Consider the following 12,932-nt stretch of genomic DNA (forward strand, 5'->3'; position numbering starts at 1 on the left):
ACCTACTCTCTGATCATTAGGATCGATCGGGAGATAGGTGTCTTTTTTCACAACTTAGTAGGCGACTAGGACGCCACCTTCACCAGCATAGGTGCCAATCACAGTGCCCATATTGGAAAATAGTACATGGCGGAACGGATGTTTTTCTAAAAGCTGAGCCATGAATTCGCGCGCCCTCGACTCACAATTGCTATGTGCGATGGCTATCACATCCTTCTCGTAATCATGCTCCTTATCACCCAGAAACGAGAGTAATCGCTTCAAAGCTTGCTGAGAACCGCGAATTTTCTCGACAACCTCAATCGCACCTTCTTCACTTGCTTTCATGAGAAGCTTAATATTCAAGACAGAAGCCACTGCGCCGCGGACGCGATCGAGCCTTCCACCTTTAATGACATTTTCCAGCGTATCTAAGAAAAAGAAAGTCCCTGAGGTCGGTACCGCTTGCTGAATGGAAGCTGTCACCTCTTCATATGACATACCGCTTGCCGCCATCCGAGCCGCCCGATAAACAAGCACACCTAAACCAAGTGAAGTTGTCTTGGAATCGATGACTTCGATGCGGCCGGTATAACCATCTTCCAGCAGCATTTCTTTCGCCATCACAGCGTGATGATACGTAGAGCTTAACGCCGATGACAGACACAGTACAAGAATATCTTGATCAGGACCACCCTTCTGATACTCACTAAGGAAGTGCCCAGGTGATGGGCTTGAGGTTTTCGGCAACATGCTCTCCCGCTTCATCTTGGCGTAGAAATCGGCTAGATCCATATCCGTTGGCATACACTCCTCGCCAAATTGAACCGATAAGGGAACGATCCCAACTCCTATTTCTTCTATCATGTTTCTCGGAAGATCGCAGCTGCTGTCCGTGATAATCTTGATTGTCGTCATGGCTGTCCACTCATTTCTTATTTTTTGGCGAAAACAATACCTAGCGTATGTGGTCCGCAGTGGCTCGAAACGACGCACCCGGTTTCCGAAAGAAATACGTTTTTCACATTGGTATGCAATTCAAATTGTTCTTTCACATAAGCCGCTTCATCATGAGCCTGCGCATGTGTGATGAACATGAAATCCGTATCCATGTCATCTTTGAATGCGAGTGCATTCTGTAGTAATTGATTCAAAGCTTTCTCACGTTTCCCTCTAATTTTGTCCGTTAATTGCATTGCACCTTGGATGACCTGAACGATGGGTCTAATTTTCAAAAGACTTCCAAAGAAAGCCTGCACACTAGAACATCTGCCGCCTTTATGTAAATATTCCAAGGTATCAATAATGAAGGAAACTTCTATTTTATCAATGAACGATGTCACGATCGCTTGAATCTCTGATGGGCTTCGTCCTTCTAATGCAGCTTGCGCCGCCTTAACTACTAGTACGCCAATTCCTGTTGATAGGTTTCGAGAATCGATCACCCTAATTCTACCATCTGGGAAACTCTCAGCGGCAATCCTCGCATTCTGGATCGTCGACGATAGCTCAGAGGATAAACCGATGAAAACAATATCTTCATCCGCTTCGATGAACGGTGCAAAAGCGCGTTCAAAATCACCAGGTGATGGCGCCGCTGTTTTGGGTAGTTTACCTGTATGCGCTACAAAATCAAACAACTGCTCTGCATGAATATCTACACGATCCAGATACGATTGATCCTCGAAAATTACATACAAAGGAACAACTTCTATCTGGTACCGTTGCAGTAACTCCTCTGGTAAATCACTTGTACTGTCTGTAAAAATACGAACTTGAGCCATTCGATCCTACCACCTTATCTACCAGTTTCCACTAATAATGAGAACGTCTATCACTACAGTTGTTTGTGTCTAGTATAATAGAACGATTCCCAAAGCTCAATCCTACAATTTTAGACACGATTCGCCAAAATTCGCAAATAAATCCCGCGCATACCAAATAAAAAATGGTTTAAATTGTCATTATTCTGTGATATGTTAAATATTGTAATGGTATTTATACCCAATATTTCAAAGGAATGGTTAATAATGACTCGATTGTTAATAGGTAAAAAGAAACTAGTAACTGCTGCTATAGCAGTAGGAGCAATTGCCTCAGGCGCAACCACTGCTCTTGCTGGCATTACTACTTCCACGTACACGTTAGATTCAATGGTATCTACGGCAGGTAATTATGCGTGGTTAGGCGATGCGACAGGTACTTACAATTGTCTCGCGTACGCATTAGGCAACTATAGCTCGTGGGACTGGCCATGGGGAGTGAGTAATCCGGATACTTGGAAAGCAGATACCTATTTAAAATCTAAAGGTTTCGGAACTAGTAAAGATATCAGCAGCACGGATGTTGCTGCTTATGAAATTATTTCATACGGAAACATCTATTCCATTACTCATTTCAGTAGAATTGCTGCTTCTAATTACACCAATGCCAAGTGGGGCAATTATGAACTTCTTCAAAGTTATGGCTGGCAACCCTACAGTGCAAGTAATTACGGACCAGGCGTAAAAAAATACGCTCACTAAGGAGAAGTGATATCCAATGAAGAAAATATTAACTTTTTTATCTTTATTTACTTGCAGTTTTCTACTCGTATCCTTTTTAATGAACAACAAAAACGTTTCTGCCGCTGAGAAACAGATTAACGAAAGCTTCGCTGCCATATCCGAACAAATAAATAAGGAAATTTCTTTACAATCAAACCTCTCGTTCAGTTCGAATCCCTATGACTATATCAAAAACAATGAGGATTTTGAAAACATAGTTAATCTAGGTAATGATGCGCTCCCCTACTTAGATAAAAAGTTATCTAATAGTAAGCAAAACGGCTTGCAAGAGTACATCACAGCAATTGCTATGGAACGTATTGCAAAAGTAGATTTAAAAGAAAACGAAAGTAGCACATGGGAAAATGGGAAAGGTTTTGCTGCAAAATGGAATCTTCATCTTACATCCATTCCTTCATCCGTCGATGCGATTCTAACGGATAAACAATCCAATTCAGATGATAAAGTAAGGAAGATCATTAAACTCGGAACACCCGCAATTCCATTTATAGCTGATCAAATTGAGCGTGGCGATGACTCTTTATTTCCTGCACTGATCGCCTTAACGAAAGGCGACGGAAATAACGCTGTTGCCGATGAAACCATTTCTAACAAAAAAGAATGGGTAACTGCTCACAAATCGCAATATAAGAATCTGAAAGACTACGTGCAACAGAGATAATGTAAGCACTCACCACTCACCGAGATTCGCATAAACGATGATTATCTCTTAAGTTCTCAAAGCACTTGTGCTGCCAACCGCAGCACGCAGTGCTTTTTTTTGCTAGAATCCATAAATCGTCATTCCGCCATCTACAAACAGCGTTTGGCCTGTAACATAGTTCGCTGCATCGGAAGCCAAGAATACCGCTGGTCCGACTAGCTCTTCCAGCTCTCCAACACGACGCAGTGGCGTGCGTGCAATAATTTCCGCCAAATAATCCGGTTGATTCAAGATTTTCTCGGTCAACGGCGTTTTGAAGTACCAGGGACCGATGCCATTGACCAAAATGCCATGTTTCCCCCACTCAAGAGCGAGCACCTTGGTCATTTGGATCATCGCAGCTTTGGTTGCAGCGTATACCACACCTGTGCGAAGCGCTACTTGCCCCGCTACGGATGCAATATTGATGATTCGTCCATATTCCCGCTGCTGCATGTGTCGACCAACGATCTGCGAGCACAAGAAAGCGGATTTCAAGTTTGTCTGCATGATAGTGTCCCATTCCTCATCAGTAACGGCCAAAGCTTGACTGCGAATGTTCATGCCAGCATTATTAATAAGAATATCAATGCGATCTGTTTCCCTGATGATAGCCGAAACTGCTGCCTCAATTTGTTCACGATTCGTAACATCGACAGAAAACGGGTAGGCTTGTCTGCCTAAAGCGCGAATCTCACCCGCCACTGCTTCCAAATCCGAGCCAGTTCGAGCAAAGATCGCGACGTCAGCCCCTGCTTCTGCTAAGCCAATTGCGAGTGCACGTCCAATACCTCTTCCAGCTCCGGTCACCAGAGCCACTTTATTATTCAATTGAAATGAGGGTAAATACATCGATTCATCGTCCAATCTATATAGGGAGTCTTCCATGCTGTCAAAGAAAGAAGGGTTGTCTATGCAATATTCCATCAAAGAAGAGAAAGCCAATGCGATTACACACGGTATAGGTGTTGTACTCAGCATCGCAGCACTCGTCCTGCTCATCACGCAAGCCTGCGCACACGGAAATGCTTGGCATATTGTTAGCTTTAGCATTTTTGGCACAGCGCTTGTACTCTTGTATTCATGTTCCACGCTGCTGCACAGTGTTACCGAATCGAAAACAAAGGATATTTTCGAAGTTCTTGATCACTCGGCGATTTACGTGTTAATCGCGGGTAGTTACACGCCCTATCTACTTGTTACCTTACGGGGGGCATTGGGCTGGACATTTTTTGGTGTCATCTGGGGCTTAGCCCTCATTGGCATCGTGCTGAAGCTGTTTTACGTCAAAAGATTCGTACTCGTTTCAACCTTGTGCTATATCGTGATGGGTTGGTTGATTGTGATCGCGTTCAAACCACTTTACGCTCAGTTGCCGCTTGGCGGCATTGTCTGGTTAGTTGCAGGCGGCTTGTTCTACACACTAGGCTCAATATTTTATGTATGGAGGCGCATCCCGTATCACCATGCCATCTGGCACGTCTTCGTGCTAGCCGGCAGCGCCTGTCATTTCATTTCCGTTTTCGGTTATGTGAGATAGCTTCATGTCACACGAACAACTGCTCCAGTTGCTGCAGGGAGACAGCCACCTCTAATTGATTGGCCAATCGCTCGTAGCCGCGTTCATTTGGATGTATGGCATCCTCTGATAAAAATAGTGCCGCTTGACCTACGAATGCGTCGTACACCTGCACGATTTGAATATGCGGTTGCTCTAATTTACGCAGAAATAGATTAAAGCGCTGTACCCAATAAGCAGCATCTGGAATCTGCGGTAATGGATTATATAAACCAATCAAGGCCAGTAAATACGGGGTTTGTATACCTTGCCGCAGCCTTTCAATTTGAGCGATCAATTTACGGTAGTTGGATTCGTACGTTTGTAAGGCTGTTTTGAGCACCGTATTATCGCCGTCATAAAAGAAAGGAATTGCCGCTTGAATGAGATCGTTTCCGCCAGCTGTAATGGTGATGAGAGTCGCTTCTTGAATATCCTTCTGAAGCTGCGGATCAGATTCGATAGTCTCCAGCAATTGCGCAGTCGTGGCACCATTAGTGCCCGCATGACGCAAGGAAACAGGCACATTCAGCAAACATTCCAACCTTTGTCGATACAGCGAAACGAAGCCTTGACCTTCCTCAGCACCATAACCAACGGTTAAAGAATCACCAAATGCCAAATATTGAATTCTTTTTTCCATCGCTATCCTCTCCTCTAAAGCGTGACGTATATTACTATATGCGCCACCGCCCAGTTTGGGAAGGGATACCTACAGGGGTTCATTCGTCGTTTTTTTTGCGCTTACATGGTGATTCACATACTTTTCAATTTGTTCCTTCTCCGCATAGGTGAATTGGAACTCACTATCGCAACCTTCATCGTGCAAAACAATCTGTACAATCTCTCCCTCGATATTGCAAATCACAAGAATCGATGGATCTAATAAGCCTTCTGGAAGCTCTTCTCCCTCTTCCAACTGGATGCCTAAATAAACATCCCGCCACTGACCGCGGCTTTCCTCTTCAAGAAAACACAAGCTAAATCGGTGTTCCTCATGTTCCGCTCCATATTTCATCATGGTCGATCCCTCCAATTTCATATCTTCAAGATTAATCCCTCAATAAGTCCTTATGTCTTTGCATTTGGTAGTTCTCGCTTCTATATACTACAATGGAGTTAAGAACCATTCAACAAAGGAGCTAACAAACCAATGAAATCAATGATCGCACAAACCATAGAAAGTAATGCCGCAAGATTTAAAGACATCTCTCGCTTTATTGGCGCAAACCCCGAGCTTGGACATGAAGAATTCCTTGCATTTGCTCGGTTAACCGAAGAACTAGCCTACCATGGCTTCGCGATTGAACGTGGTGTTCTAGATATCCCTACCGCTTTCATCGCGACGTATGACTCCGGCCGTCCAGGTCCTGTCGTTGCGTTCATGGCTGAGTACGATGCCCTTCCTGAGCTCGGTCACGCCTGTGGCCATCATCTGATCTGCATGATGAGTATCGGGGCTGCAATCGGCCTCAAATCCGTCATAGCCGAAACTGGCGGCAGCATCCGCGTCTACGGAACGCCAGCCGAAGAAACGAAAGGCGCCAAAGTTCCGATGGCTGCTGCCGGGCTTTTCAAAGACGTCGACATCGCGCTGATGGCACACCCTTACTATACGCATGAAAAATCAGGGGAATCGCTCGCGATGGATGCGATCGAATACGAATTCTTCGGCCGCTCCGCACATGCCGCAGCACAACCGTATGAAGGCATTAATGCCCTTGACGCGGTCTTACAGCTCTTCAACAGCATCAATGCGCTGCGCCAACAGCTCAAGTCAGATGCTCGTATTCACGGTATCATCAGCGAAGGCGGGAAAGCACCGAACATCATCCCCGATTATGCCGTTGCCAGATTTTACGTCCGTTCAGCTACACGTACGTACACGAATGAGCTCGTTCAGAAAGTCCTTCGCTGCGCTGAAGGCGCTGCACTTCAAACCGGCTGCACGCTGAAAACATCATTCTACGAGTACTCGTACGATGAGCTCCGTACGAATGAAGCATTGTCGAACGTGTTCACCGATCAATTGTTCGAGCTTGGCATCCAACCGAAGGACATCGAAATTGGCAAAGATCATGGTTCCCTTGATCTCGGCAATGTCTCGACCCAGTGCCCCACCATTCACCCATTCGTGAAAGTCGTTAATGAGCGACATTTGCTTCATACCAAGGAATTCCGTGATCTCGCCATGACTGAACCTGCTTTAGACAGTATGCTCTTCACAGCCAAGGCACTAGCCTATACGGCTTATGAAGTACTCTCCAAACCAGCTTTATTAGCTTCCATAAAAGAGGAATTTGCCGCTGCGAAATGACCGTTCTTCCGCTCTTCTAGCTGTGCAAGAATGGAGTAAAACATCACCATTCCTATCACACCGCTGAATGCAATTAACGAAGCCATAAGCCAAGAAGACAACATGCCGCCTAAGATAACGCCAAGACCACCTAGAAACGTAGCTCCTCTATATACCATGCCATATAAGGCCATATAGGAGCTGCGTGCATGGTCTGGTGCCAGGTTGCCAAGATACGCTTGCTTAATCGGAACATACATCAGTTCTCCGACTGTGGCAATCAACATCGACAGTAAAAGTAAACCAGGCTGATTGCTGTAAGCAAGATAGCTGTACCCTGCTATATAGCAGGCATAGCCAATAAACAGGACTCGGCGATCAGAAAACCTTCGCATCAGGATCCCCATAAAGACCGATAGAACAACCACGAGCACCGTATTCTCCGTTCGTATAAATCCTAACATTTTGAAGCCGTCAATTCGCCACGCATCCGTAACCCATGGAAGAAAAGGCGTATCCACCATCTCTTTGCCTAAGCGAACAGCCACGTAGTTCCCCAGATGAAACTCCACCGAAACCAACAATAAGGAAGCTATTGTGAAAATCAGAAACGTCTTATCTTGCAGAACCATACGGTAATTAGTCCAAATGGAAGGGCTTCTCTTCTTCGTTGTGCTGGAATTCCGGCTTATTGGCGCCTTATAATCATCTTGTATATAGACGTAAGTAATAATTCCCGTTATCAAACCGATCACAGAGAGAGCAATAAATAGTTCAAATAAATACGATTTAAACAAAAATGCTCCCGCCATACCCGCGATGGCAAACGATAAATTATTCATCCAGTACATGATGGCATACATAAATTTACGTTCTTCCGGAGCGGTAACATCTAGGAGCATCGCCTCATTGGCAGGTCCATGGATCCCCCAGAAAATGCTGACAATAATCATAAGTAAGAAGGTAATGCCTGCTGATTCAAACCACGGCGAATTCACTGCCGCCATAAGAGCGAAACAGAGCATCCAGCCTATTTCTGCGGCGAGCATAAGCTTTTTCCGGCCAAATCGATCCGAATAATAACCACCTATGATCCCTGCCACAACACCAGCCATAATGCCCAGAATAACAACCAATCCAGCCAGTGTGTCCCCTAATTTCCCCGAGAAATAAATCGACATAAAGGGAAGCACCATATTATTCGCTGTGCCCGATAGGAAGGATAGACCAATTCGTAATTTCACATTACGATGAAAATCTCGAAACCTCATGCTGTCTCTCCCCTTCTCTACAACTTTTGAAAATGGATCCATACTACTCTTATAGTTGATTGACCACAGTTCAATTAATAAGAAAAAAGAAACCATTACGGTTTCTCATTACTACGTAAGAATAAGGCAACGCCAACCAATAGTAGACAACCTGCTAGAAGCTGCATCGTCGTAATCGTTTCACCTAGTAAGAAATATGCCAAAATTGATGCACCTAGCGGCTCTCCAAGCACAGTCATCGATACCGAAGAAGCTTTCATATATTTCAGTAGCCAGTTAAAGACATAATGACCGAAAATCGTGGAAACAAAGGCCAACAGGAAAAAGATTCCCCATTCTTTCCATGGATAGCCGGTAAACGATTCGCCTGAATACACATTCGTCACCGCAAGTGTCAACCCCGCGAATAAGAAAACGAGAAAGCTGTATACATAAGCGGAAATGCGCTCCCGCAAGCTTTTGCCCAGTAACATATGAAACGCTACAGCGATCGTGCCCACGAAGGACAGCATATCTCCATTGAACGCTTCTCCAGAAAACTGAAAGTCGCCCCATCCGATGCAAATGGCTCCCACAATCGCGATACACATCGCAATCAATGAGGTTCGGCTTGTCCGAACACCATAGAGCAGGAACGCACCAACGAGCACAAAAATCGGCTCTAGCGTTAAGATCGCAGTTGAACTAGCCACCGTCGTATATCGCAGTGAGTCCATCCAGAACAAAAAATGCAGGCCAAGCGCAATGCCTGATATGGCCGTGCGAAGCCAATCTTTCAGTTTGATTCTCTTAAATTCATGGCGATAGGACCAGAGGAATGGCAACATTAATACATTGGTCATCAATAATCGGTACATGGCAATGATGGAGGCAGAAGCGTCGGACCATTTTACAAAAATTGAGGAAAAAGATATCGCGATGATGCCAATTACTAGGTAGATCGGGATTGGGATTTTCGTTTTATTCATTGCATTCATGGATAGGTAACTCCTTAACTGAACGTTTCCGTCATGTTGTCGTCAATAAGTATATAGGAGGATGTTTGGCTTGCCAATCTTTTTTTGACCGTCGTTCATTTAATGAACAGCATGAAAAACCCTCCGTTTCACCTACATCACGTAGACAAAACGAAGGGCCCAATGTGTGACAGAATTAGTCCAAAACCGCGGACATATGTTTGTTCGTCACTGACCAGTGCGAAGTATTCCAGATGGATTCTTTATCTTTGAAATAAAGAATTTGCGGAGACGCATGTTTGATACCTAGGTCCTCAGCAATTTGATTCGATACCGGACGTGATTCAATTACTTTCACCAAAAAATAATCAACAGCCTCATTGTGTGTACCAGCCAAATATTGTTCATATTCATCAAGTGCGCTCGCACTTACTGGACAAGTCGTACTGTGCTTCAGAATGACAGCAGGCTTTTCGCTGGAACGATCAAGCACTTCCTGCCATTCCGTTAACGTCGTTAACTCTTTCCATGCAGACATGTTTCACATCTCCTTTCTCTACTCTCTCTTCAAAATTATAAGGTAACGAATGGGCTTATGCAACTAACTTGTATCCCTGAACTCCTACGTACATTCCTACCAAATCCACTAGCCCTCTACACCAAGCCATTCCCTACCCATCAACACCTACTACACCAACCAAAACTGATCAAACAAATCAAATGACCGCCGCCATGCGTCGGCGACACCGCGTGCCCAGGATTTGCGCGCGGCCCCATCCCAGACGGTCGGGCAGCTGGAGCTCGCGGGACTTGCGGGGGTGGTGGGACTGGCTGGGACTTGCGGGACTGGCTTAACTGGCGGGGGTGGTGGGACTGGCTGGGACTTGCGGGACTGGCTTAACTGGCGGGGTTGGCGGAACTAGCGAGACTGATGGGACTGGCGGGATTGGCGGGGTTGGTGGAGCTAATTGGTAAGTTGGAGTTGGTGGATGTGCGAGTTATGCTAGGTATACTGAATGTGACACAATTGTTGGTGTCTGTTGCTTGAATCTACCCTGAAACAAGTAATAAATGGATATTGTACATCTATTTAGATGAAAAATCCTCGAAAACTCGAAATAGATGGAAAAAGTGTAGGTAATTCTCTCGAAATTGCTCAAATCGGCAATAAAGCTTGTAATTAACTACATAAAATCCAGTTATTCCAAATTCGAACGGAAATATCGAAGATTTAACTACATAAAATCCATCTATTTCACAACAAGAGCAGGACTACTATAACTTCCGCATACAGCTCCACCTATACACTCCGCATCAGCAAACGCTCTACACATAATAAAAAACCCAAAGCGCCAACTGGCAGCCTCGGGTTCTATATTGACTTAAGATCTCACTTGCAAGAATTGACGGAAAAGGAATACCGCCTTCAGCTTCAGAAGATCATTTACTTTTTTGAAATCAACTTGCAGAAGATCACTGATTTTCTCCAACCGATACGTAACCGTATTGCGATGAATGAATAATTGCTTAGCCGCCTCGCTGACTTGACCATCGTTCCGAATGAAGACTTCAAGTGTACGAATCATCTCTTGGGAGTACTCCGGATCCTTCTCTAAAAGAGGACGCAAGATCTTAGCGCAGTAATCCTCCATCATCGGGGACGATAAGTGCTGAAAGAGATGAGCGAATTCAATCGTTTCATAATGTAGAACCCGATCTGGCAAACAGAGCTTCTCTGCCATTCGCCCCGTCTCGCCGCATTCCAAGTACGCTTCGCGAAGCGCCGTTGGCTTCACCTTCAGTGCCGACGTGTAAAACACCATGCCATCTCGATCGGACGCATGACTAGCGTCTCCCTCATATTTACTTAACAATTGGGATAGCTCTTCTTCAGGGAAACCATCTGCTTGAGTCGTCGAGTAAATCGAGAACATGTGATCCTTCATAACAAAATGATGTCCACGCAAGTTACTGGATTTGGAATGAGACTCCATGTATTGCTTCAATTGTTTGAGCTTCTCATTCGCAGCATCTGGAATCAAGGACTCCTTCTTGCTCTTCGCAATCACACATTGGTAAGCACCTGTAAAGATGAATAATCCTCTGGACTCCGCTTGCTCCATAAACTCTTCAAGAGAAGTACCTTTATCCAAATAGCGGATCAAATTATTCTGTAAATCTCTCTCAGCGGAAGCTTCCACATGGGATCTGAACGTATAACTCATATGAAAGGTCAAAATATCAGCAGCTTGTTGGAATAATCCTTCTTCAACGGTTGCTAGCAACATAACATCCGGAATAATTAACAAATGACCTAACGGTTCATCATCTTGTTGTTGCAATCCAACCCGATACGCTCTTTCTTTCCCTGCGTACACCCAGCCAGATTTCCGTTTTTTCGGCCAATTCTGAGCAAGCTGATCTGAACTCCAGTTACTGGTATTATATAAAACTTGACTTCTCGCTCCAACAACTGCCATAGGATACCCCAATATTTCACAGACGAGTTGGAACATCGAGAGCATATTGTCTTGCTTTAGTCCAAATTGCATCAGCTTCTTCTGCTTCTCAAGCACCGTTTGCAGCAGTTCGGTATTCCGCCGATATTCGGCGTTAAAAAGCGCATTCATTTGATCCGAAAATGTAAATTGAAAGGGCATTTCAATAATAGGAAAATGTAGTCGATCCGCTTCGTCCATGACGATTTGCGGCAGCTCCGTCCAAAATCTCCCGAGCTTAATCCCTAGACCTGCGGCTCCGCGGTCATTTAATTTGCGCAGGAGGTTCACGGTCTCTTGCGGGCTGTCTTTCATCGCGAAGGCTGTAGTAAACAGCATTTCACCTGATTTCGTCCAATCTGCAATATCAGGCGCGTCCATGACATTGACTGATTTAACAATTCGGGACTCCCCTTGTTTGCCGGCGACTAGCTTTGCTTCCGTTAAAGGATAAATGGCCAACGCTTCACGAATGGTAAGATGCATCGTGCTTCCCCCCTATGCCTTTTAATCGATTATAGGATGACCGTATGTAATCAGTCAATGCGTTTACGTAAGAATACATGACATCAATAGAAAATATATGAAATTTTCATGAAATTATTAATTTTATGTTATGTTATATGACATTAAACAACAGAAAGAACCTTCATGACCACCATCCTTGTGGTTATGAAGGCCCCATTACTCGAAGATTTCGACTAAATCACGCGAAACGTTCCTGTCCCCATCGTCCCCAAATGACCTTCGCTGTCTTCAACTCGACCTTGTGCGGTAATCATTTTATGTGATTGATGGACAAGTTCCGCTGTGACAAGCAGTCTACCTGCATATAACGGAGACACAAAATGCACATTCAAATTCGTCGTCACAACCTTCTCCTCGGGTCTAGCAAGCATGGCAATGATGCCCATCGCAGTATCTAACAAAGACGATGTTACGCCGCCATGAACCATGCCGATCGGATTCAAATGATGCGGCTTCGCATCCAAGGCAATTGTGATAACACCGTCCTTAAAAGCTACAAATTCACACCCCAGAAATCCCCAGAAGGTGGGCTCCGCTGCTGCTGCGAGTTGCTGCAACTTTCGAATTATACGATCATTTCCATCATCCATTGGACTC

The 12,932-nt window shown here is 44.8% G+C and carries 14 protein-coding genes; 4 read left to right on the forward strand and 10 right to left on the reverse strand.

The window, feature by feature from the left end; all coding sequences use genetic code 11:
- Nucleotides 1-54: 54 nt before the first annotated feature.
- Nucleotides 55-897 (reverse strand): DegV family protein, encoded by an 843-nt coding sequence (locus tag GC096_RS13275; RefSeq protein WP_171630697.1) that lies wholly within the window; start codon nucleotides 895-897, stop codon nucleotides 55-57.
- Between the two features lie 17 nt (nucleotides 898-914).
- Nucleotides 915-1,763: a DegV family protein gene (locus tag GC096_RS13280; RefSeq protein WP_171630698.1), complete on the reverse strand. Its 849-nt coding sequence runs from the start codon at nucleotides 1,761-1,763 to the stop codon at nucleotides 915-917.
- A gap of 246 nt (nucleotides 1,764-2,009) precedes the next feature.
- On the opposite strand from GC096_RS13280, the gene GC096_RS13285 reads away from it, so the two are divergent.
- A complete protein-coding gene (locus GC096_RS13285; protein ID WP_171630700.1) occupies nucleotides 2,010-2,504 on the forward strand; it encodes a DUF7689 domain-containing protein in 495 nt (164 codons plus the stop codon).
- A 16-nt stretch (nucleotides 2,505-2,520) separates the two neighbouring features.
- Entirely contained in the window at nucleotides 2,521-3,207 is a 687-nt protein-coding gene (locus GC096_RS13290) for a hypothetical protein (RefSeq protein ID WP_171630702.1), read from the forward strand.
- A gap of 102 nt (nucleotides 3,208-3,309) precedes the next feature.
- Here the strand turns inward: GC096_RS13290 and GC096_RS13295 are convergent, their stop codons facing one another.
- Nucleotides 3,310-4,080, reverse strand: a complete 771-nt coding sequence (locus GC096_RS13295) for an SDR family NAD(P)-dependent oxidoreductase (protein ID WP_171630704.1) — start codon at nucleotides 4,078-4,080, stop codon at nucleotides 3,310-3,312.
- Between the two features lie 34 nt (nucleotides 4,081-4,114).
- On the opposite strand from GC096_RS13295, the gene trhA reads away from it, so the two are divergent.
- Nucleotides 4,115-4,768 carry a PAQR family membrane homeostasis protein TrhA gene (gene trhA / locus GC096_RS13300; protein ID WP_376769497.1) on the forward strand — a complete coding sequence of 218 codons (654 nt, stop codon included), beginning with the start codon at nucleotides 4,115-4,117 and terminating at the stop codon, nucleotides 4,766-4,768.
- 7 nt (nucleotides 4,769-4,775) lie between these two features.
- Here the strand turns inward: trhA and GC096_RS13305 are convergent, their stop codons facing one another.
- Nucleotides 4,776-5,429: a GDSL-type esterase/lipase family protein gene (locus tag GC096_RS13305; RefSeq protein WP_171630706.1), complete on the reverse strand. Its 654-nt coding sequence runs from the start codon at nucleotides 5,427-5,429 to the stop codon at nucleotides 4,776-4,778.
- 69 nt (nucleotides 5,430-5,498) lie between these two features.
- Complete coding sequence (locus GC096_RS13310) at nucleotides 5,499-5,807, reverse strand: hypothetical protein (RefSeq protein WP_171630708.1); 309 nt, start codon at nucleotides 5,805-5,807, stop codon at nucleotides 5,499-5,501.
- Between the two features lie 132 nt (nucleotides 5,808-5,939).
- Between GC096_RS13310 and GC096_RS13315 the strand changes: the two genes are divergently transcribed.
- Nucleotides 5,940-7,103, forward strand: coding sequence for a M20 family metallopeptidase (locus tag GC096_RS13315; protein ID WP_171630710.1), 1,164 nt, complete (start codon nucleotides 5,940-5,942; stop codon nucleotides 7,101-7,103).
- Here the strand turns inward: GC096_RS13315 and GC096_RS13320 are convergent.
- From GC096_RS13320 to GC096_RS13340, 5 genes are all read right to left on the reverse strand, one after another.
- Nucleotides 7,037-8,353, reverse strand: coding sequence for an MDR family MFS transporter (locus GC096_RS13320; protein ID WP_171630713.1), 1,317 nt, complete (start codon nucleotides 8,351-8,353; stop codon nucleotides 7,037-7,039). The two genes, GC096_RS13315 and GC096_RS13320, sit on opposite strands and share 67 nt — an antisense overlap.
- Nucleotides 8,354-8,448: 95 nt before the next feature.
- Nucleotides 8,449-9,330 carry a DMT family transporter gene (locus tag GC096_RS13325; RefSeq protein WP_171630714.1) on the reverse strand — a complete coding sequence of 294 codons (882 nt, stop codon included), beginning with the start codon at nucleotides 9,328-9,330 and terminating at the stop codon, nucleotides 8,449-8,451.
- 175 nt (nucleotides 9,331-9,505) lie between these two features.
- On the reverse strand, nucleotides 9,506-9,847 hold the full coding sequence (ytxJ, locus tag GC096_RS13330; RefSeq protein WP_171630715.1) for a bacillithiol system redox-active protein YtxJ: 342 nt from the start codon (nucleotides 9,845-9,847) through the stop codon (nucleotides 9,506-9,508).
- Nucleotides 9,848-10,691: 844 nt separating this feature from the next.
- Nucleotides 10,692-12,293: a PucR family transcriptional regulator gene (locus tag GC096_RS13335; protein ID WP_171630716.1), complete on the reverse strand. Its 1,602-nt coding sequence runs from the start codon at nucleotides 12,291-12,293 to the stop codon at nucleotides 10,692-10,694.
- A 215-nt stretch (nucleotides 12,294-12,508) separates the two neighbouring features.
- Nucleotides 12,509-12,925 (reverse strand): PaaI family thioesterase, encoded by a 417-nt coding sequence (locus GC096_RS13340; RefSeq protein ID WP_171630717.1) that lies wholly within the window; start codon nucleotides 12,923-12,925, stop codon nucleotides 12,509-12,511.
- Between the last annotated feature and the right edge of the window lie 7 nt (nucleotides 12,926-12,932).

The sequence above is a fragment of the Paenibacillus plantarum genome (assembly GCF_013141695.1).
Lineage (GTDB): Bacteria > Bacillota > Bacilli > Paenibacillales > NBRC-103111 > Paenibacillus_E > Paenibacillus_E plantarum.